This window comes from Nitrospirillum amazonense, assembly GCF_029594735.1.
Classification (GTDB): domain Bacteria; phylum Pseudomonadota; class Alphaproteobacteria; order Azospirillales; family Azospirillaceae; genus Nitrospirillum; species Nitrospirillum amazonense.
Window position 1 is genome coordinate 780 of the sequence record NZ_JARPAF010000003.1, and the last position, 20,178, is coordinate 20,957.

The following is a 20,178-nucleotide window of genomic DNA, read 5'->3' on the forward strand; positions in this document are numbered from 1 at the left end:
GGTGCTGGTCAGCTTCGACACCTGGGCGCTGGTCAGCGCGTTCAGGTTGTCGCTGCTGAGGTTGGACACCTGCGCCGTCGTCAGCTGGCTGACCTGCGCCGTCGTCAGCTCACGAATGTCGGCGGTCGTCAGGCTGTTCAGCTGGGCCGTCGTCAGCGATTGGACCTGAGCACTGTTCAGGCTGGACACCTGGGCGCTGTTGAGCGCGTTCAGGTTGGTGCTGTTGAGGCCGGAGACCTGCGCCGTCGTCAGCTGGCTGACCTGCTGGGTCGTCAGCTTCTGCACCGTGTCGGTGGACAGGGCGTTCAGCTGGTCGGTCGTCAGGGCCTTCACCTGGCTGGTCGACAGGCTGGTCACCTGCGCCGTCGTCAGGGCCGCGGCCTGGTCGGTCGTCAGCGACTGAACCTGGGCGGTCGTCAGGCCGGCCACTTGGCTGGAGCTGAGGGCCTGCAGGTTCGTGGTGCCCAGCGTCGACAGCTGCGCCGTCGTCAGCTGCCCAATCTGGGTGCTGCTGAGCTCACGCACGTCGGCGGTCGTCAGGCCGTTCAGCTGATCCGTGGTCAGGGCCTGGATCTGGCTGCTGGACAGCTTGGCCACCTGGGCGCTGCTGAGCGTCAGTTCCTGCACGTCCGAGGTCGTCAGGCTGTTCAGCTGGGCCGTCGTCAGCGACTGGACCTGCGCACTGTTCAGGCTGGACACCTGGGTACTGGTCAGCGCGTTCAGGTTATCGCTGGTCAGGCCGGAGACCTGCGTGGTCGTCAGCGACTGGACCTGCGCCGTCGTCAGCTTCTGCACCGTGGCCGTGGACAGGGCGCCCAACTGGTCGGTGGACAGGGCCTTCACCTGGCTGGTCGTCAGCGACTGAACCTGAGCCGTGCCCAGCGCCGAGACCTGGGTGGTCGTCAGCGACTGAACCTGGGCGGTCGTCAGACCGGCAACCTGGCTGGAGCTCAAGGCGTTCAGCTGGTCGGTGCCCAGCTGGGACAGCTGGGTGGTCAGCTCACGGATGTCGGCGGTCGTCAGGCTGTTCAGCTGGCTGCTGGTCAGCGACTGGACCTGCGCGCTGTTCAGGCTGGACACCTGGGTACTGGTCAGCGCGTTCAGGTTATCGCTGCTGAGGCCGGAGACCTGCGTGGTCGTCAGCGACTGAACCTGCGCCGTCGTCAGCTTCTGCACCGTGGCCGTGCCCAGCGCATTCAGCTGGTCGGTCGATAGCGCCTTCACCTGTGTGGCCGACAGGCTGGTCAGCTGGGCGGTGCCCAGCACCGACACCTGGGTGGTCGTCAGCGACTGAACCTGCGCCGTCGTCAGGCCGGCAACCTGGCTGGAGCTCAGGGCGTTCAGCTGGTCAGTGCCCAGCTGGGACAGCTGGGTCGTCGTCAGCTGGCCGATCTGGGCGCTGGACAGCTCCTGTACGTCTGAGCTGGTCAAGCTACCCAGCTGATCCGTGGTCAGGGCCTGGATCTGGCTGCTGGACAGCTTGGCCACCTGGGTGTTGCTGAGCGCATTCAAGTTACTGGTCGTCAGGCCGGACACCTGGCTGGTCGTCAGCGCGCCCACCTGGGCCGTCGTCAGCGCGCGGACGTCCGCCGTGCTGAGCGAGGCCAGCTGATCGGTCGACAGCTGCTGAACCTGCGCCGTCGTCAGGCTGGCCACCTGCGCCGTCGTCAGCGACGAGATCACACTCGTGGTCAGGTTCGAGACCTGGGCCGTGGTCAGCTGGCCGATCTGGGCGGTCGTCAGTTCCCGAACGTCCGATGACGTCAGGCTGTTCAGCTGGTCAGTGGTCAGCGCCTGGATCTGGGTGCTGGTCAGCTTCACCACCTGCGCGCTGTTGAGCGCGTTCAGGTTGTCGCTGCTGAGGCCGCCGATCTGGCTGGCGCTGAGGCCGCCGATCTGGGTGGCGCTGAACTCATTGATGTCCGAGGTGCTGAGCGCGTTCAGCTGGCTGGTGGTCAGGCCCTGCAGCTGCACGGTGGACAGCGACTGCACCTGAGCGCTGTTGAGCGCCGACAGATTGTCGCTGCTGAGGCCGGAAATCTGAGTGGAGGTCAACCCGGAGAGCTGCGTCGTCGTCAGGGCGCGCGCATCGGCGGTGTTGAAGGCGCTGAGCTGCGCCGTCGTCAAGAACCCGACCTGGGTCTTGTTGAATTCCTGGATGGACGTGGTCGAGATCGCACCGAGCTGGTCGGTGGTCAGCGCCTGGATCTGATCGGATGTCAGCGCCTGGACCTGATTGGACTTCAGCGCCTCAAAATCATCCGTGGACAGGACACTAATGTCCGCATCGCTGAATGCCTGAAGCTGAGAAACACTGAAGACCATCTGGCTGGCCTGGAAGGCCGCCACCTGGGTCGTCGTTAGCGCCTGGATCTGGGTTGTCGACAGCGCGGCAACATCAGCCGTGCTGAGAGCCTGGATGTTCGCCGTGGACAGGGCGGCAATCTGAGACGGGCCCAGGAAAGTAATAGGCGAGACCATTTACAACCTCCGATCGCACCTCGTTTGAGATGCCTCATGGACGGCGCTAAAAACACCCATTTTTTGGGCGCAACCACAGCCATGCGGTTGATATGAAAATCACACCCCGGTTAACGCTTCCCTTATGGAAACGGCAACGGGACCCCACGCACCCTGACGGCGTCCCTTCTGGACATATGCCGCCTGGCAACCCCGATACGCCTAAAGTCGAAAGAGACCTCTGGCACACGGATAGCCTGGCGGCCACGATAATAAGATGCGAGGGTAACTTCAAGGCGTATTTTGCCCATATGGCTAATGAAGCCCATGAATCTTCATACCCCAAAGCGTTAACGAGGCATTACCAAACGGATGGTCCTACCAGTATGAGCCAAACAGAACGGCCCCCTGCCCAATATATGGGCTGCCTTTGTTCCTTCATATTCCTTCGAATAGGTTCGTCCCGCCAACCAACGACTCTGTTTAGAGGCAATGGGGACATGATAACGCTGTCCTCGTCCTGGTAAAGATGCACCAACTCCCGCCTATTGGACCCGTGGAATCGCAGTGCCTCGGGTCGCCATTGGCCGCAACTGCTGTAGCGGGTCACTTTGGACCGGCCAGACTCAAGAAATTATCGATAAAATTGTCCCGTTTTAGGTGGGCCTATTCCAAAGCCAGAACCGATTCCGCAGCACACTCATCATGGGGAGAGGTGCACGCCCGTTGTGCCCGGCCTATTCAATTCGGCGGCGGCGAGACGATACCACCAATTCCTTTGGCCAGCGCGATGCGGAGACTGAGCCAAGCACCAGTATCTGAGGCGGCGGCGATTCAGTCATGAAGGCGGTGGACGCTGAGAGCGGCGGCCCGCGACAGGTCGGCCCGGGCCGCCACAGCGCGATGGGCAGCGCGCGACAGGATTGATCAAACCCAACTGCTAGGGCACAACATGCGAGGGCATTTCCCACCCAGACACACCCTTTTCCGCCGACTCGGCGCCTATAATGCAGAGGACCTTCATGGACGATCCCTACCTCGCCAGTATCATGTTGTGGCCAGGCACCTATGTGCCGGAGGGTTTCCACCTGTGCGACGGCACACAGCTGCCCATCCGTAACAATCAGGCGCTCTTCTCCCTGCTGGGTCGAAAGTTCGGCGGCGACGGACACACCACCTTCGCCCTGCCAGACTTGCGGAAAGAAGCGCCCACAGGCTGCATGTGGGTGATCGCCATGCAGGGTATCTATCTGCCGCCCGCCCATTGAGCCTCCGGAAGCGTGTGGAGTTCTGATGTCAGAACTCCACACGGCTGGTTCATGGACCCGGCGCCGATGACTTCCCGCAACCACACCAGGGTGATGGTTACGTCGACGCTGCAGCGTTGCCTTCGCAAGGCCATGCCGTTGTAAGTCCGAAGACGAAAGCCCTTTTATGCCAACCGCATATGGCGCAGGTTGCGCATTTAATCTAACGTTGAACGCGGTTAAATCGGCATCGAAGGCAAGAACGATGGCGACCGCGATCGATGAACACGAGCACGGACTAGCCTTCGGGCCTTTCAAGCTGGTCATGGGCGAACGACTGCTCACAAGGGATGGCCTGCCCGTGGACGTGGGCGCTCGCGCGCTGGACATCCTGTCGGCACTGGTGGCCTCGCCCAATGAGGTCATCAACAAACAGACCCTGATGTCCCTCGTGTGGCCCGACGTCACCGTCGAGGAGGCCAACCTGCGCTTTCACATCGCCAACCTGCGCAAGGCGCTGGGCGACGGCGTAGAAGGCGCGCGCTACATCGCCACCATTACCGGCCGCGGCTATTGCTTCGTCGCCCCCATCACCAGAACCAGGCCCCCACGCAAGGGGCCGCCCGCCCCTACCCGTTTTCAGCATGCCAACCTTCCACCGCGCCTGGGCCGCATGATAGGGCGGGATGCGGATGTGATAGCGCTGTCGGCCCAACTGGCGGATGGGCGCCTCGTCACCATCGTCGGCCCCGGCGGGGTGGGTAAAACCACCGTCGCCGTGGCCGTCGCGCATGCCCTGGCTGCGGCGTTCTCCGGCTCGGTGCTGTTTGTCGATTTCGGCATGATCACCGACCCCCGGTTGGCGGCAACCGCGCTCACCTCGCTGCTGGGCCTGTCGGTCCAATCGGACGATCCGACGCCCAGCCTGGTGCAATTCCTGAAGGACAAGCGCGTCCTCCTCATCCTGGATACTTGCGAGCACCTGGTGGAGGCGATCGCGGAGCTCGCTGCCGCTATCACCAGCGGCACCCGCAACGTGCATATCCTGGCCACCAGCCGGGAGGCGCTGCGCATCGAAGGGGAGCGCGTCTACCGGCTGGATGCCTTGGCCTACCCCACGGGCATGTCGGACCTTGGCGTGATCGCCGTTCAGCAGTTCCCGGCGACGCAGCTGTTCATCGAGCGCGCCGTGGCCAGCGGCGCCCGGCTGGAGGTCAACGACGCCAAGGCCGCCCTCGTCTGCCACATCTGCCGCAAGCTGGACGGTGTGGCGCTGGCAATCGAACTGGCGGCCCGTCGGGTCGAGGCCTATGGCCTGGAGCAGACCGCCGCCCTGCTGGACCAGCGCCTGACGCTGCTATGGCACGGCCTGCGCACCGCCCCACCTCGGCAGAAGACCCTGCAGGCGACGCTGGACTGGAGCTATGAGCTGTTGTCGGATGTCGAGCGCACGGTGCTACGGCGGCTGGCCGTCTTCGTCGGCCATTTCTCGCTGGAGGCGGCGCTGGACGTGGTCGCCGGTGGTGGCCTGGACCAGGCGGCGGTGTCCGAAGCCATCGACAGCCTGGTGGAGAAGTCCATGGTGGCGGCGCGTCCCTTCGGGGCCGTGATGCGCTACCGCCTGCTGGACACGACGCGCGCCTATATGATCGACACCCGTGGGAACGATGGCGAGGGTCCTGGCCTGGCCGCCCGCCATGCCGCCTATTATCGGCGCTGGCTGGAGCAAACGGGCAACGAATGGCCATCCCTGTCGACGGGCCTGGACCGGGCGCCGCACTTCGCCGCCCTTAACAATGTGCGCGCCGCCTTGACCTGGTGCTTTGGCAACGATGGCGACGTTTCCATCGGTGCTGGGCTGGCCGCCGCCGCGGCACCGGTCTTCCGCACCATGGCGCTGATGCCGGAGTGCCATCGGTGGTCGGAGCGGGCGCTGGGGGCCATGGAGGAGCACCACCGGGGCGGGCCTGAGGAAATGCAGCTCCAGGCCGCGCTGGGACTGTCGCTGATGTTCATCCAGGGTCATGGTGAGGCGGCAGTCGCGGCCTTGCACCGCAGCCTCGACATCGCGCGGGCGCTCGGCGACCGTCTCAACGAAGCGCGGCTACTCGGGCCCTTGCACTTCTTCCACTTGCGTAGCGGGAATTTCAGGGCCTGCCTGCGCTATGCCGAGCGCTGCATGGACATCGCCGGCCCGCTGGGAGACCCGGAAGCGACGGCGCTGGCCCATACGCTGATGGGCATGGCCCTGCACATCCTGGGGGACCTTGGCCGGGCGCGGGTTGAACTGGACGCGGTCCTGAGCGCCGAAACGCCCGCGGGCGACCGTCAGATCCATTTCGGGTTCGATCACCGCAACTGGGCAAGCCTGGTGCTGGTGACGACGCTATGGATGCAGGGCCGTCCGACCCAGGCACGGGCGCTGATCCACCAGCAGCTTCGTGATATTGAGACAATGCACCATCCGGTAGCCTTCGCCCTCATGGTCAATGCCGTTGCCACCCTGCTGTGGATCGGCGACCTGGACGCGGCCGAGGCGCGACTGGACTGGCTGGTGGCGAACGCGATATCGCAGTCCCTCGCGCCCTATCGTCATGTTGGACAAGCCTTCCAGGCTGAATTGGCCATCCGTCGGGGTGACATCGATGCGGGGGCGGAGAAGCTGCGCGTCCATCTGGAGCAGTTGCACGCGGCGCGGTACGAACTGTTCACCGGGCGGTTCTATGTCGTGCTGGCCGACGGATTGGCCAAGGCGGGCCGCTGGCGGGAAGCCATGGCCCAAGTGCGTGAGACGACGCGCTTCATCGAGACCACGGGCTACACCTCCTACATTCCCGAACTGCTGCGGGTGAAGGGATGCATCCTGATCGCGGCACCTGGGCTGGACGACACCGGGGCAGAAGCATGCTTGCTGGAGGCGCTTCGGCAGAGCCGCAATCAGGGGTTGGGGTCCTGGGAACTACGCGCCGCTACGGATTTGGCGACGCTATGGGCCAGCCAGGGCTTTAAGGACAAGGGCCGCGCGCTGTTGCGCTCCACCCTGGCGCGATTCGCAGACGACCATGATGTTCCCGACGTTACGACCGCCCGGGATATGTTGGCGCTTCTGGAATAGCTTCACCCCGGGGTAGCGCAAGCGATACCATACTTAACTTGCGTCTCTTCCGAAACAAGCTGACTTTTCCGTCGTTTTGGTGTCCGTGAAACCGTAGAGCCCGCCAGTTCCGACGTCAGAACCAGACCCAGCGCCAATTGGATCAGCGCAGGACGCCGGCCGCTTCCTCCGCCACCCAATCCACCCACTTGTGTATGTTGCTGGCGGCCGACGCCGCCCGCACTTCCGGCGCGCCCAATTCGCGGGCCCGCTTGTACAAACGGGTGCGCACGTCCAGCGGTTCCGCCGCTAGTCGATCAATCAGCCCCTGGTGGGTGCCGCGCGGCGCCGGCAAGGCTGGTGCCGGGGCGGCGACGACCACCGGCGGCGACTCACCCGCCAGCTTGCGCACGAAGCCGGCGAAGGCCAAGTCGGCGTTGCGTATCTTGCCCGTCTGACCCGACGCCCAATCAGCCCAGCGGTCCAGCGCCATATCGATATCAGTGCCGGGATATTCGGCGCGCAACTGTTCCAGTGCCGTGTCGCTGACCCGGCGCTTCAACCCGAGTACGGATACGGGACGGTCGCGATCGGTCTTGCCATCCTCCAAGTCTACCGTGTCGGCATCGCGGGCGCCGGCGGCAAAGCCGCCCTTGCCCACCGGGCCTACAGGATCAATGGCGAATTCCGTGGCGCGCGCGGCGGAGGTCAGGGCCGCCCGCTCCTTCTTCCGGATGGTGAAGCGCAGGGCCACCACCGGCCGGCCGCGCGACGGCGACCGGATGGGGGTGTAGCTGCACTCGATGGCTGACAGCTCATTCACCTCGCGCACGGCACGTTCCAGCACTTCACGCTGAAGGATTCCGAAATTCTTGTTGGCCGAGGTGTTCTTGACGCTCAGCAGTTGGCGGAAGGTGTCGATATCCACCTCCCAATCCGGTTCGCGCAAGTTAACCCGCACGCTCAGCAGCTCATACAGCGCCAGCGCGTACTTGGAACTGAAGCTGGTGCACACCGCCAGGTGGATGCGCGCCCAGGCCGATGGCTCAGCCAGGGCAGGGCGCAGTTCCGCCGGGAAAGACCATTCGGCGTAACCCTTGCCCTTGGGCAAGGCGCGGAAGCTCAGCAGCGGCGCGCCGCCCTCCTTCACCTCACCATCGGAACTGAGGTAGGGGAACTCCACCCGCACCGACATCAGCCGGTCGAAGCAGCTTTTCAGGCGGGCGTTGCTATGCTCCGTCTCCTCACCGATGGCGCGCTTGAGATCGGCCGTGGCGGCGCGAAAGGGAGGCAGCGCCGCGGTGGCATCAGCCAGCTTATCCCAGCTGTGGGCCAGGATGACATTGAACAACTTCTTGTCGGACAGGGTCAGGCCGCCACCGGTCTCGATGATCTCGATGGTGCCACGCGGCTTGGGCACGGTGGGATCCGTGTCCAGGCGAAAGGGATCCCCTGTCGCCTCCGGACGCCTTGCCGGCGGTTTTGCTGCGGTCCTGCTCATGTTGTGCAGTCGAGCAGCGGCACCACACAGAGTCAACAGCCCCCCGGCAGGTGGCGATAGAACACACAGAAAGGCGCCGCCGCCGCCCGCAAACTGGCGACAAAGCGCATGAAGACCCCGGCGGCTGCCGCCTAACTGGCGAGAAAACACATAAGAATGGGGTCCGGCCCCGGTGAATCGCGGTCAGTAGCCCAGCGACTCCGCTTCCCCTGGCCCATGGCGAGAAAACACATAGAAAGGCTGAAAAGGGGCTGGCGAGAAAACGCATTAAGAAAGGCGCCACGCCGCTGGCCATGACGCGGCAACTCATTGTTTTTGTTGTTATATTTCGGAAGAGCTCAGATCTCGTCCGACATGGCGAGAAAACGCATGGAAACGACTCGGGCCCCCTGGCGAGAAAACGCATAGGAAAGGGTGGGCAAGCACCCTGCCCTCGTCTCGCGGACTCTGGACAGCGCCCCTGGCGAGAAAACGCATAGAAAACAGGCCGGTGACGACAGCTCACACATAGACGGCGGACAAAACGCATTGGAAGCGGCGACAAAGCACACCCAGACTCGGGACAAAGCACATGGAAACGCCGCTTAAGCTTTTGCAAGGAAACGGATTTCTGCCCTCTGAACAAGAACAATTGGAATCTAGAAAAGAGTCTGACGAGGTCCACCCCAAGGATTGGATTTGGAATAAGGATCAACCATCAACCATCAACGTTGTCGTTGACACTTGATGGTCCCGCTGGCAGGTTCTGACATCAGAACCGGGCCTGAGAATGAAGGATAGGGCGATGAACGGCGATCGGATGCGCGAATTGCGCCAGATGCTGCGGCAAAGCCAGGGCGATTTGAAGGACATGCTGAACCAGCGGCTGTCCCGCTCTTACGACAAGCCCAAGATCAGCCGGTGGGAAAACGGCAAGGAACCTATTCCGGACGACGTTGCCGCCGAGCTGGAACAGATCGCTTCGCACAAGCCGCGCAACGCCCGTGTTTTCGTGTTGGCCAACCAGAAGGGCGGCGTGGGCAAGACCACCAGCGCCCTGAACCTGGCCTATGCCCTGGGCCAGTCGGGCAGCCGGGTGCTGCTGATCGACATGGACCCGCAGGCGACCGCGACCGTGGCCCTGCTGGCGGACGCGGCGGTGGAAGTTTATCGCCAGGGCCGCACCATGGCGCATGTCATCCTGCAGAACCGTGCCATGGCCGATGCCATTCTGAAGCCGGGTATGGTGGAAACCGCGGTCCCCCTGCCCTTCGATTTGGCGGCCAGCCATATTGAGCTGTCGGAAACCGACGGTCGCCGGGAACCGGGCTTCGACGCCGCCCTGCGCGAGGCGGTGGACACGGTGCGCGCCGGCTATGACTTCATCGTCATCGATGCCCCACCCAACCTGGGCATGTTGACGTGGATGGCCTTGGCCGCAGCACAGGAGGTGCTGATCCCGGTGCGGACCGAGCCCTATGACACCATGGGTGTGGGCCTGATCCTGAACACCATCCATAAGGTGCAGCGCCGCCTGAACCCGGGCCTGCGACTGTCTGGCATCCTGCCCACCCAGTTTGGCCGCCGCAAGTCGGTGGACCGCGAGGTGCTGGCCCATCTGGTGACGGCACTGGGCGAAAAGGTTCCGGTACTGGAGGCCGTGCCCGACAGCGCCGTGTTCGGCCACGCCGCGCGCAATGGGCGCATCGCGCTGGAGGCGTCGCCCACCTCGTCCGCCACCGCGGTTTATCGTAAGCTGGCGGACTGCATCATTTCCGGCCGGCCGCTGGCCCGCGCCGATATCGACCTGATTCCTGTTGAGAGCGAGGCGTAAGCGCCATGACGGTGAAGAAACGACCCTCCCCCATCCTGGGGGCTGCATCCGCCATGATTGGTGAGGCCTCAGGCGAACTGGTAATGTCGCGCGACAGCCGCTTCCACCACAGTATTGAGTTGCAGGTTGACCACATCGCGCCCGATCCGGAACAGCCGCGCAAGCTGTTTTCGGAGGAGGAGCTGGACGGCCTGGCCGCCAGCATGGCGGAACAGGGACAGCTGCAGCCCATCCTGGTGCGGCGCAACCCAACGGATCGCGGCCATTGGGTCGTCGTGGCGGGGGAGCGCCGCTGGCGGGCGGCGCAGCGGCTGGGCTGGGGCGTCATCCTGGCCATCGAACATACCGGCGACCCTGAAGTGCTGGCGCTGATCGAGAACCTGCAGCGCGTGGACCTGACGCCGGTGGAAGAGGCGCGGGGACTGAAGCGTCTGATTGATGGCAAGGGCTGGACCCAGAACCAGGCGGCCGAAGCACTGGGCAAGACCAAGGGCGAGATCAGCGCCACCCTGCGCATCCTCACCCTGCCCGAGGATATTCTTGAAGGTGTTCTGACGTCAGAACTCGGCCTGTCGCGCAATGTGCTGGTTGAACTGTCACGGGTGGATGAACCGGCGGCGCGGGAGCGGCTGATTCAATCTGCGCGCAGCGGCACGCTCAGCATCCGCACCATCCGGGCCGCAAAGGCGCAGGACCAGGCGCCGGAGGTGGTGGAAGGCAAGCCGTCCACCGGAATCACCACCCCGGGCGTGAACCTGGCATCAGTGGAACGGCTGGTCAGCAATTTGCGGTCCTTGCGGCCTGCGGCGCTGAAGGACAAGGACCGTGACCGGTTGCGGGCCCTGCGCGCCGCCATTGACGCGCTGCTGGGCTGAGAGCCGCGAGACTAAATTATTGCGCCAGCGCAAAGACGGGGTAGGGACACCGGCGTAGGGAAGGGCGGCCACGGGCGATGACCCGTGCCGCCTTTTTCACGACGGAGAGTATAAATGCGTTCCCTTCCCCTGGCGCTGGTGGCCCTGATGACCCTGGCGGGTCCAGCCTTCGGTGCCGAGCACGTCGTCAAAATGCTGAACAAGGGTGCCGACGGCATGTTCGTGTTCGAGCCTGCCCTGGTGAAGGTCGCGCCCGGTGACAAGGTGACTTTCCAGTCTGTCGATGCCGGCCACAACGTGGAAAGCATCCCCGGCATGCTGCCGGATGGCGCCCAGGCTTTCACCGGCAAGCCCGGTGAGACGCTCACCGTCATCTTCGACAAGCCGGGCGTCTACGGCTATCGCTGCAAGCCGCACTATGGCATGGGCATGGTGGGTGTGGTCGTGGTCGGGACGCCCACCAACCTGGACGCCGCCAAGGCGGTGCCGCAGACGGGCAAGGCCAAGGCCGCGTTTGAGAAGCTGTTGGCTGCTGCCAAGTAACTTGTTGGAAAGACAGGAAGGCGGCGGGGGAGGGATCTCCCATAGGCGCTAACTTAGGAGTGAACGGCAGGAGCCGGTCTGTGATTCATGATGGGGATGGACTCCGAAATCCATCCCCATTTCGAAATTGTGATTGCGCCCTGTCGTCTACGTTGGCAGATCGAACTGGCATTCAGATCGTTGATCCACGAGGCTGCAGCTCAGGACGCTTTCTCCGGATCGAGAAGAACCCATAGTCGGGCGATCTTGCCGTTCTCGAACTCGGCGGCGTCAGCGCCAGTGACGGCTACTGGTCCGCCTTCCGGACCGGCATGCCAACGCAATACGGCCAGGCCATGATGACCCACTGCCGTGCCCTCGGGAGCAAAGGAGAAGGTAGGCCCGAACTGGTCGAGCAACCGACCTGCCGTAGCACTGATCGCATCGCGGCCCCGAACCACACCGTCGGGCTCGAACATGATTGGATCATTCACGTAGAGATCCGCCATTGCGAGCGCGCGCTGATCTGGATCTCTTTCGTTGAATACCCGTTCCAGATTGGCGCGTAGCAGGACGTTGTAATCCGGGGTCGCTTCTGTATCCGACATGGTCTTTTCTTTCAATTGCGGGGGGATTTGTACCAGGTGGCAAGGTCAGGCGGACAGGCCGCCATCGATGGCGAGTGTCGCGCCCGTTATGAAACCTGCTTCCGGGCCGACCAGAAACGCCACGGCGGCAGCCACTTCCTCGGCCGTGCCATATCGTGCGATCGCCAGATGCGCTTTCAGCATGTCAGCTACCGGCCCTTCCGTAGGGGCCATGCCGGTGTCGATGGGGCCAGGCTGGATGATGTTTGCACGGATACCGCGGGGTCCCAGGTCGCGGGCCCAGCTACGCGTGTATGCAGCGATGGCGGCCTTCGTCGCGACATAATCGGCGATGCCGGGAAACACGGTGTGATGCATGGCGCCGGCCGTTCCGATCGAGATTATGCTGCCGTCGTCATTCATAAGCGGCACGGCCGTGCGCACCACCGTCGCGACAGCCTTCAGGTTGATGTCGAGCTGACGGTCCAGTGCCGGGATGTCGAGCGCAGGATCGCCGATCAGCCCGGTGACGAACACCCCGGCGGAATTGACGATGATGTCCAGTCCACCCAGCGCGGCATGGGCGTCGCGGACCATGGCCTGGACTTCCGTAGTAACGGACTGATCGGCGCGGAGCGCGATGGCGCGGACCTGCTCCGCTTCCGCGGCGTCGCGAACCGCCTCGGCCTCTGTCTGGGACGCCCCGTAGCTGAACGCCACGTCTGCGCCATCCTTCGCCAGCCGCCGGACGATGGCGGCGCCGATGCCGCGTGAACCGCCGGTGACGAGGGCGCGTTTGCCGAAAAGGGACCTTGTCATGATGGACTCCTGAAATGTTGGGGAATTTGTGCGAATGTTGGATGAGGCGTGAACGACTGTGCGCAGGACGATCAGACCAGGCGGGAGCCACCGTCGATGTTGAGCGTCGCGCCGTTCATCCAGCCATTCGCCATTAGGAACACAACCGCCGCCCCAGCTTCCTCCGCAGTGCCAAGTCGGTGCAGCGGCAGCGTGGTCTTGAGCCCCTCGACATAGGCGTTGCGTCCGTCGCCCAGCGCCTTGCCGAGCAGGGGGGTGTCGATGGGCCCCGGCGAGAGGGTATTTACCCGGCGCGGGGCAAGTTCGAGCGCAAGACCGCGACCGAGAGACTCCATTGCGGAAGAGGCAGCGGCGAGCACGGCGGTGCCGTAGCCATTCGGGCGATCACCGAGCGCACCTGAGATGAAGGTGATCGAACCATCGGTCGCGAGGCGATCGCCCAATGCCCGCAGGGTGTGAATGGCCGCCCAAATGCGCTCGTCGAACGCGCGGTGCAGCTGTGCCAAATCGGCATCAAGCACCCTGCCAACGACGAAGCTGCCGGCGAGGAGGACCAGATGATCGACGTGGCCGACGTCGGCCAGCGCCTTCTCGATTGTCTCAGGCCGGGTCACGTCGGCGGAGCGCCATCCGGCAAAGCCATGCTCGGCGGCGATCTGTTCCGCGCGGGATTTGTCTAAGCCTAGGATGATGACCTCGGCGCCGGCGGCTTTTGCCTGAATGGCGGCCGAAAGCCCGATACCGGATGTGCCGCCAACAATCAGGACATGGCTGCCGGCGAGCTGACGGGAGAGGAAATCTGCGGTCATCATGTGATCCTTTCGGTGTGCCCTTGAGGTCGATGACCACCAATTATATCTTCGCCTACGTCTTGATAATTGGGCTCAATGTAGGTTTACTTTTACCATGACAGCACAAATCGGATTGGAGCGGCTGACCGGCATCATCGCTTTCGCGCGCGCCGCCTCGTTAGGCAGCTACACAGCCGCTGCGCGTCAGCTGGGCGTTTCCCCATCCGCAGTCAGCAGGAGCGTCCAGCGCCTCGAGCAACAGTTCGGTGTGTCGCTCTTCACCCGCACGACCCGATCGCTTACGCTGACATCCGAGGGCCGCGACCTGCATGAACGTGCGCTCCGATTGCTGCGAGAGGCTGAGGAGATCGAGCAGGCGGCACTCGCGACCCGGGCGGAACCGGCAGGCATGCTTAAGATCGCAGCGCCGCTGCCGATCGGGGTGCATGTGGTAGGTCCTGCCTTGCCGCGTTTCCGAGAGCGCTATCCGAAGCTCTCGATCGACCTCCGCCTCAGCGACCGGATGGTGGACATCATCGAAGAAGGCATCGATATCGCGATCCGCGTCGGCGACCTTGCGGATACGCGCCTCCTGTCGCGCCGGCTTGGTCCTTACAGATTGTGTGCCTATGCCTCCCCCGATTACCTGTCGCGCCGTGGCACGCCGCAACATCCCGACCAGCTCGCGGATCATGAGTGCGTCAACTTTCGCTTCCAGAGTTCAGGCCAATCGCTGCGCTGGCCGTTCCGGATCGGAGAACGCATCGTGGAGCTGACGCCCAATGCGGGCGTGACGGTGGATGCTAGCGATGGCGTATCTGCGGTACTTGTCGGCGGAGGCGGCATCGGAATCTCGGCAACCTATATTGCCGCCCCGCATGTGGCGCGGGGCGAACTCGTGCCGATATTGGAAGCCTACTCGGTGGAGCGAACTGCAGTGACTGCGCTTTGGCCGGAGAGCCGGCGGGGCAGTCCCAACGTTAAGGCGTTCCTGTCCTTTCTCGCCGACCTATTCCATGGCTAAGAGCAAGGGCGGCAGCTCTGCGCCTTTTGCCCGCTTTGAAAGGCAGCTTCTGGAGTGACCAAGGTCTTGTTGGCGGCGGCCTAATTCCGTCCCATCCAGGAGAACGTCGAAGTCGGGATGTTATCTCTTCCGAGCCTCTTCCCCGGGTTGACCCATCCCGCCAAATAATCATATGATAATACTATGCAGGGAGGCACGGGGCCTACGCTGGCGCTCAGCGGACGGGCCTGAACGGCCAGAGGGACAACAACAATATGACCAGCACACCTGAACAGACCTCGGTTTCCATTACCGAGGCGCAGGCCAGTCCGATCGACGAATGCGTAACACCGCCAGAGGGGATCGGCCGGCGCCGATTCCTGGCCGCGACAGGCGGCGGCGCTTTGGCTGTGGGCCTGGCCGGTGGCCGCACGGCCCTGGCGGCCAGTCCTTCGGCGCCGGTCAACCTGGCGGTCATGGCCCGCACCAACTGGTCCAACCGCTCCAGCGGCACGCGCTTGGCGGCCATCAACACCAATGCCGCGCCCGCCAGCTCCAAGGATGATACCGAGGGCGCCTTCGCGACGGAGCCGCATGCCGGTCCCGCCTGGATCGAATACAGCTGGGACGTGCCGGTGCGCACCAACGCGGTTGACGTCTACTGGTGGCTGGGCGGCTGGAAGGGGGCCTTGCCCACCGGCTGGCGGGTGTCGGCCTGGGATGGCAAGCGCTTCGTGCCGGTGCGCAACGCGCAGGGGCTGGGTCTGGCGCCCGACGCCTATAACCGCACCACCTTCGAGCCGGTCACCACCACGCGGCTGCGCCTGGACATCGACCCGGCGGCCAAGGCCTCCGTCGGCGTGCTGCAGTGGCGGGTGTGGAGCCATGGCGCCGTGCCGGTGTTCCCGCCCTTGGTCACCGCCGGTCAGGACCGCGCCGTCGTGCTGGGCGGGCAAACCTATCTTGACGGCAGGGTGCGCACCCTGGACGCCGCCCCCCATGCTGCGGCCCTGTGGCATAAGGTCAGCGGGCCGGGTAGCGTCAGCTTCGCCGATGCCACTCGCGTCGACACCACCGCGCGGTTCTCCGCCCCCGGCGAGTACGTGCTGCAGCTGAGCGCCAAGGCGGATGGCAAGACCACCAATTCCACCCTGAAGGTACGGGCGGAAACGCCGCCGCCGGATGAGCGGCTGGATGTCGTCTACACCACCCCCTACGCCATCGACAGCCCCCTGTGGTCGTCCCGGGCCAAGGCCTTGATCACCCGCTGGATCCCCCACTGCATCGACTATTGCGAGCGCACGGACCTGAAGATCGGGCAGGGCGGGCTGGACAATTTCATCGAGGCGGCCAAGGCCCTGCGCGGGGAGCCGCACGCGGCCCACAAGGGCTATGTCTTTTCCAACGCTTGGGTGCACCAGACGGTGGAATCCATGTGCATCGCCCTGATGGTCGACCCGCAGGGCGACAAGGAGATCATCGCGGCGCAGGACCTGATGCGCCGCAAGCTGGGGGAATGGATACCCGTCATCCTGGCGGCGCAGGAGCCGGACGGCTATCTGCAGACCGCCTACACCCTGGCCGACCGCGCCAAATGGCCGGCGCGCTGGTCGCCGGAGCAGCGGGGCAACCATGAGGGCTATGTCGCTGGGTATTTCATCGAGTCCGCCATCAACCACTACACGTTGACGGGCGGCAAGGACCTGCGCCTCTATAACGCGGCCAAGAAGCTGGCGGATTGCTGGGTTGCCAACATCGGCCCGGGTAAGAAGGACTGGTTCGACGGGCACCAGGAAATGGAGCAGGCGCTGGTGCGCTTCGGCCGCTTCGTCAACGACATGGAGGGGCAGGGCCACGGCGACGCCTACATCCGGTTGGCGCGCTTCCTGCTGGACAGCCGGCGCGGCGGATCGGAATACGACCAGAGCCACCTGCCGCCCGGCCGGCAGTACGAGGCGGTGGGCCACGCCGTGCGCGCCGTGTACTTCTACTCCGGCATGGCGGACATCGCCGCCGAAACCCGAGACATTGACTACCAGAGCGCCGTGCTGTCCCTGTGGGACAACATGGTGAACAAGAAGTATTACGTCACCGGCGGTGTGGGCAGCGGTGACACGGCGGAGGGCTTCGGTGAGAATTACGCCCTGCGCAACGACGCCTACTGCGAATCTTGCTCCAGCTGCGGCCTGATCTTTTTCCAGTACAAGCTCAACCTCGCCTATCACGACGCCAAGTACGCCGACCTTTATGAGGAGACGATGTACAACGCGCTGCTGGGCTCCACAGCGCTGGACGGCCAGACGTTCTGCTACACCAACCCGCTGGTGGATACCGAACGCACCACCTGGCACGTCTGCCCCTGCTGCGTCGGCAACATCCCGCGCACCCTGCTGATGGTGCCCACCTGGGCCTATGCCAAGGACAAGGCGGGCGTGAACGTGAACCTTTTCATCGGCAGCCGGGTCAACGTGGGCGACGTCGCCGGCACGGCGGTGGAGATGGTGCAGAAGACCAACTATCCCTGGGAAGGGGCTGTCGCCCTGACCGTCAACCCGGCCAAGGCGACATCCTTCGCCGTGCGCATCCGCGTGCCCGACCGCGCCACCAGCACCCTTTACACCGCCGCGCCGCCGGTGCGCGGGCTGGAGAGCCTGACGGTGAACGGCCAGGCCGTGCAGTACCGCATGGAAAAGGGCTATGCGGTGGTGGAGCGGGAATGGGCGGCCGGCGATCGCGTCGACTTCGTCCTACCCCTGGCCGTGCAGCGCGTGACGGGCGACGACAAGGTAGAGGCGACCCGGGGCAAGGTCGCCCTGCGCTATGGCCCGCTGGTCTACAACGTGGAAAAGGCCGACCAGCCGTCCATCGATCAGCCACTAGCGTCTACGCCGGTGACCGCCGAATGGCGGCCCGACCTGCTGGGCGGCGTGGTGGCCTTGAAGGGTCAGTGGCAGGACGGTACGCCCATGCTGGCCATCCCCAACTACGCCCGCATGAACCGTCTGCCATCGGCGGCCGGCGGCGTCGGCGGCATCGACTCCGGCGTCAACTACGCCATCGGCGCCCAAGGCCAGGTGGTGGCGGCCGATACCACGGGGGAGGCGGAGGGGCATGACCGCGGCCACGCCCGGCATTCGCAAGTGTGGATCGCCGTGGCCTAATATGCGTGGCATTTGAGCGTAATCGCTCAAATGCCCTCAAGCGCCGGCGCCCGCATTCGCGGGCTTGGCTATCCTCGCTCCGCCCTGCGGTACTCGCTGCGGCGGGCGCAGTCGCGCCCCAAACGGCACGGGTCACGTCCCGTGCCGCTGGTATAATTCCCAAGACGGCGGGGACGCACTAGATTAAGGGGCAGGACCGTCCTGGAACTGCCCCTGATGCCTGCCTCCGACACCATCGCCCACCTCCACCTGGTTGAAGACGAGCCCGACATGGCGCGGGAGATCGTCACCAGCCTGGAAGCCCGGGGGTATTCCGTCAGCCATTCCGTCACCGCCGCCGCGGCGCTGGAGGTGCTGCGCGCCGATCGCAGCGTGGCGGTGGTCATCGCCGACCGCATGCTGCCCGGTGGCATGGACGGGCTGGACATGGTGCAGGAACTGCGGGATGAGGGCATCGCCACGCCCATCCTGGTCTTGAGCGCACTGGGCTCGGTCGATGACCGGGTGCGCGGCCTGAACGCCGGCGGCGACGACTACCTGACCAAGCCCTTCGCCGTGGCGGAACTGGTGGCCCGCGTCGAGGCGCTGCGCCGTCGCCCGCCGGATACCCGCGCCACTACCCTGCGGGTGGGATCGCTGGAGATGGATTTGCTCAGCCGCACCGTGCGCCGGGGGGAGCGTGAGGTGCCGCTGTTGCCCCGGGAATTCAAGCTGCTGGAGTACATGATGCGCCGGCCGAACCAGGTGATCACGCCGGCCATGCTGCTGACCGACGTCTGGCATTATCGCTTCGTGCCGCAGACCAATGTGGTCGATGTGCACATGGGCAAACTGAGGCACAAGATCGATGAGGTGGGGGAACTGCCCATGATCCATCGTGTGCGCGGCGCCGGGTTCATGCTCCGTGCGGCGGACTGAGCTGTTCCGCGCGGGCCCGTTCCGGCTGGCGCTGGGCTTCGCCACCGCGCTGTCGGTGGGCATGCTGCTGATCTTCGGCTTCATCTACTGGCAGACCAGCGAGGTGGAGACGCGCCGCATGCAGCGCGACCTGGTGCAGGAGGCGGCAGTGGCCGCACAGACGCGCGACGACATCCTGCTGTACCAGTTGCAGGTCCGCATCATGTCGGACTATCACCGCGTCACCGTGGCCGCTTGGTTCGACGCGGACGGCAAGCGGCGCTACGGCAACCTGGACGCCCTGCCGCCGGACCTGCCCATCGATGACAAAGGCCATCGCCTGGACATCCAGACCAATGACACCGACCTGCCCCAGCCGGCCATCCTGGCCGCGGCCCGGCGGCCGGACGGCGGTGTCGTCGTGCTGGGCCGCGCCATGGATGAGCTGCTGGCCCTGCAGCGGGTGGTGGCGCGCACCCTGATCGCCGGCCTGCTGCCTGCCGTAGCCCTGGTGCTGGCGTCCGGCGTCCTGGGTGGGGCGCGGGCCCGCCGCCGGGTGCAGACCGTGCAGCAGACCATAGGACGCATCATGGGTGGCGACCTGCGCGAGCGCCTGCCCTTGTCCGGCAACCGTGATGCGGTGGACCAGCTGTCGGCCCGGGTGAACCAGATGCTGGACCGCATCGTCCATCTGCTGGATGAAATTCGGGCGGTCGGCGACAACATAGCGCATGACCTGCGCACCCCCCTGTCGGTCATGCGCGCCAAGCTGGAGCGGGGGCTGGCCGCCGAGGAGCCGGAGGAGCTGCGCCGGGGTGCGGAGGCGGCGCTGGCCGACCTGGACAAGGCGTTCGGCATGATCACGGCCCTGCTGCGCATCGCCGAGCTGGAGGATAGCCGCCGCCAGGCGGGCTTCACCACCGTGGATCTCGCGGAAGTGGCGAGCGAGGTGTTCGACCTCTACGAACCTTTGGCCGAAGCCCAGGGAGTGGCCCTGGCGCGGGAGGACAAGGGCCCCCTGTTCGTGACCGGCGACCGTGACCTGCTGATCGAGGCGGTGGCCAACCTCGTGGACAACGCCGTGAAGTTCACGCCGGAGGGCGGGCGCGTCCTTATCCGCAGCGGCATGGGCGGTATCGGCGGGGAGGCTGTGCCGGTGGTGGAAGTGTCGGACACCGGGCCCGGTATTCCGGTGGCGGAACGGGCGGCCGTGGTCCGCCGCCTGTACCGCCTGGATAAAAGCCGCCACATCCAGGGCAACGGCCTAGGCCTGTCGCTGGTGCAGGCCATCGCGGCCCTGCATGGCTTCAAATTGGTGATCGGTGGCAACGATTTGGGCGCCGTCATCGCGCTTATTTGCGGCGCAGCAGACGGCGAAGGGGTTGGAAACCCAGACGTTTGGCCGTAG

Annotated in this window: 14 protein-coding genes; 9 read left to right on the top strand and 5 right to left on the bottom strand. The window is 64.8% G+C overall.

The features are described 5' to 3' along the window. Positions 1-2,481 (bottom strand): beta strand repeat-containing protein (locus P5F91_RS18530; RefSeq protein WP_277907892.1); only part of this gene is annotated, 2,481 nt, incomplete at its 3' end. A 1,001-nt stretch (positions 2,482-3,482) separates the two neighbouring features. On the opposite strand from P5F91_RS18530, the gene P5F91_RS18535 reads away from it, so the two are divergent. Together P5F91_RS18535 and P5F91_RS18540 are read left to right on the top strand one after the other, a co-directional pair. Further along, entirely contained in the window at positions 3,483-3,728 is a 246-nt protein-coding gene (locus P5F91_RS18535) for a phage tail protein (RefSeq protein WP_145613210.1), read from the top strand. A 244-nt stretch (positions 3,729-3,972) separates the two neighbouring features. Further along, the gene (locus P5F91_RS18540) at positions 3,973-6,822 is read left to right on the top strand and encodes an ATP-binding protein (RefSeq protein WP_277907893.1); all 2,850 of its coding nucleotides are present in this window, start codon (positions 3,973-3,975) and stop codon (positions 6,820-6,822) included. A gap of 142 nt (positions 6,823-6,964) precedes the next feature. Here P5F91_RS18540 and P5F91_RS18545 read toward each other — a convergent pair whose 3' ends face one another. After that, on the bottom strand, positions 6,965-8,221 hold the full coding sequence (locus tag P5F91_RS18545) for a replication initiation protein (RefSeq protein WP_277907894.1): 1,257 nt from the start codon (positions 8,219-8,221) through the stop codon (positions 6,965-6,967). Positions 8,222-9,086: 865 nt separating this feature from the next. On the opposite strand from P5F91_RS18545, the gene P5F91_RS18550 reads away from it, so the two are divergent. From P5F91_RS18550 to P5F91_RS18560, 3 genes are all read left to right on the top strand, one after another. Beyond that, positions 9,087-10,115: an AAA family ATPase gene (locus tag P5F91_RS18550; RefSeq protein WP_186454959.1), complete on the top strand. Its 1,029-nt coding sequence runs from the start codon at positions 9,087-9,089 to the stop codon at positions 10,113-10,115. A gap of 5 nt (positions 10,116-10,120) precedes the next feature. Continuing rightward, positions 10,121-10,990 carry a ParB/RepB/Spo0J family partition protein gene (locus P5F91_RS18555; RefSeq protein WP_145613207.1) on the top strand — a complete coding sequence of 290 codons (870 nt, stop codon included), beginning with the start codon at positions 10,121-10,123 and terminating at the stop codon, positions 10,988-10,990. 114 nt (positions 10,991-11,104) lie between these two features. Then, on the top strand, positions 11,105-11,533 hold the full coding sequence (locus P5F91_RS18560; protein WP_145613206.1) for a pseudoazurin: 429 nt from the start codon (positions 11,105-11,107) through the stop codon (positions 11,531-11,533). A gap of 200 nt (positions 11,534-11,733) precedes the next feature. Here the strand turns inward: P5F91_RS18560 and P5F91_RS18565 are convergent, their stop codons facing one another. The 3 genes from P5F91_RS18565 to P5F91_RS18575 all read right to left on the bottom strand — a co-directional run bounded on the left by P5F91_RS18565 (position 11,734) and on the right by P5F91_RS18575 (position 13,730). Next, positions 11,734-12,120, bottom strand: coding sequence for a nuclear transport factor 2 family protein (locus P5F91_RS18565; protein ID WP_145613205.1), 387 nt, complete (start codon positions 12,118-12,120; stop codon positions 11,734-11,736). 45 nt (positions 12,121-12,165) lie between these two features. Then, positions 12,166-12,918 (bottom strand): SDR family NAD(P)-dependent oxidoreductase, encoded by a 753-nt coding sequence (locus tag P5F91_RS18570; protein ID WP_145613204.1) that lies wholly within the window; start codon positions 12,916-12,918, stop codon positions 12,166-12,168. A 71-nt stretch (positions 12,919-12,989) separates the two neighbouring features. After that, the gene (locus tag P5F91_RS18575; RefSeq protein WP_277907895.1) at positions 12,990-13,730 is read right to left on the bottom strand and encodes an SDR family oxidoreductase; all 741 of its coding nucleotides are present in this window, start codon (positions 13,728-13,730) and stop codon (positions 12,990-12,992) included. Positions 13,731-13,824: 94 nt separating this feature from the next. Between P5F91_RS18575 and P5F91_RS18580 the strand changes: the two genes are divergently transcribed. From P5F91_RS18580 to P5F91_RS18595, 4 genes are all read left to right on the top strand, one after another. Next, positions 13,825-14,733 carry a LysR family transcriptional regulator gene (locus P5F91_RS18580; RefSeq protein WP_277907896.1) on the top strand — a complete coding sequence of 303 codons (909 nt, stop codon included), beginning with the start codon at positions 13,825-13,827 and terminating at the stop codon, positions 14,731-14,733. Positions 14,734-14,987: 254 nt separating this feature from the next. Then, positions 14,988-17,873 carry a glycoside hydrolase family 127 protein gene (locus P5F91_RS18585; RefSeq protein ID WP_277907897.1) on the top strand — a complete coding sequence of 962 codons (2,886 nt, stop codon included), beginning with the start codon at positions 14,988-14,990 and terminating at the stop codon, positions 17,871-17,873. A 216-nt stretch (positions 17,874-18,089) separates the two neighbouring features. Then, a complete protein-coding gene (locus P5F91_RS18590; RefSeq protein ID WP_277907898.1) occupies positions 18,090-18,791 on the top strand; it encodes a response regulator transcription factor in 702 nt (233 codons plus the stop codon). Beyond that, positions 18,778-20,178, top strand: coding sequence for a sensor histidine kinase (locus P5F91_RS18595; RefSeq protein ID WP_277907899.1), 1,401 nt, complete (start codon positions 18,778-18,780; stop codon positions 20,176-20,178). The genes P5F91_RS18590 and P5F91_RS18595 overlap by 14 nt, the downstream gene beginning before the upstream one ends.

What these genes read in the sequence shown, in the direction of transcription:
- P5F91_RS18565 (WP_145613205.1), bottom strand. Translation starts at nt 12,120, where the DNA reads ATGTCGGATACAGAAGCGACCCCGGATTACAACGTCCTGCTACGCGCC.
- P5F91_RS18575 (WP_277907895.1), bottom strand. Translation starts at nt 13,730, where the DNA reads ATGATGACCGCAGATTTCCTCTCCCGTCAGCTCGCCGGCAGCCATGTC.
- P5F91_RS18560 (WP_145613206.1), top strand. Translation starts at nt 11,105, where the DNA reads ATGCGTTCCCTTCCCCTGGCGCTGGTGGCCCTGATGACCCTGGCGGGT.
- P5F91_RS18590 (WP_277907898.1), top strand. Translation starts at nt 18,090, where the DNA reads ATGCCTGCCTCCGACACCATCGCCCACCTCCACCTGGTTGAAGACGAG.
- P5F91_RS18535 (WP_145613210.1), top strand. Translation starts at nt 3,483, where the DNA reads ATGGACGATCCCTACCTCGCCAGTATCATGTTGTGGCCAGGCACCTAT.
- P5F91_RS18570 (WP_145613204.1), bottom strand. Translation starts at nt 12,918, where the DNA reads ATGACAAGGTCCCTTTTCGGCAAACGCGCCCTCGTCACCGGCGGTTCA.
- P5F91_RS18580 (WP_277907896.1), top strand. Translation starts at nt 13,825, where the DNA reads ATGACAGCACAAATCGGATTGGAGCGGCTGACCGGCATCATCGCTTTC.
- P5F91_RS18585 (WP_277907897.1), top strand. Translation starts at nt 14,988, where the DNA reads ATGACCAGCACACCTGAACAGACCTCGGTTTCCATTACCGAGGCGCAG.
- P5F91_RS18555 (WP_145613207.1), top strand. Translation starts at nt 10,121, where the DNA reads ATGACGGTGAAGAAACGACCCTCCCCCATCCTGGGGGCTGCATCCGCC.
- P5F91_RS18550 (WP_186454959.1), top strand. Translation starts at nt 9,087, where the DNA reads ATGAACGGCGATCGGATGCGCGAATTGCGCCAGATGCTGCGGCAAAGC.
- P5F91_RS18540 (WP_277907893.1), top strand. Translation starts at nt 3,973, where the DNA reads ATGGCGACCGCGATCGATGAACACGAGCACGGACTAGCCTTCGGGCCT.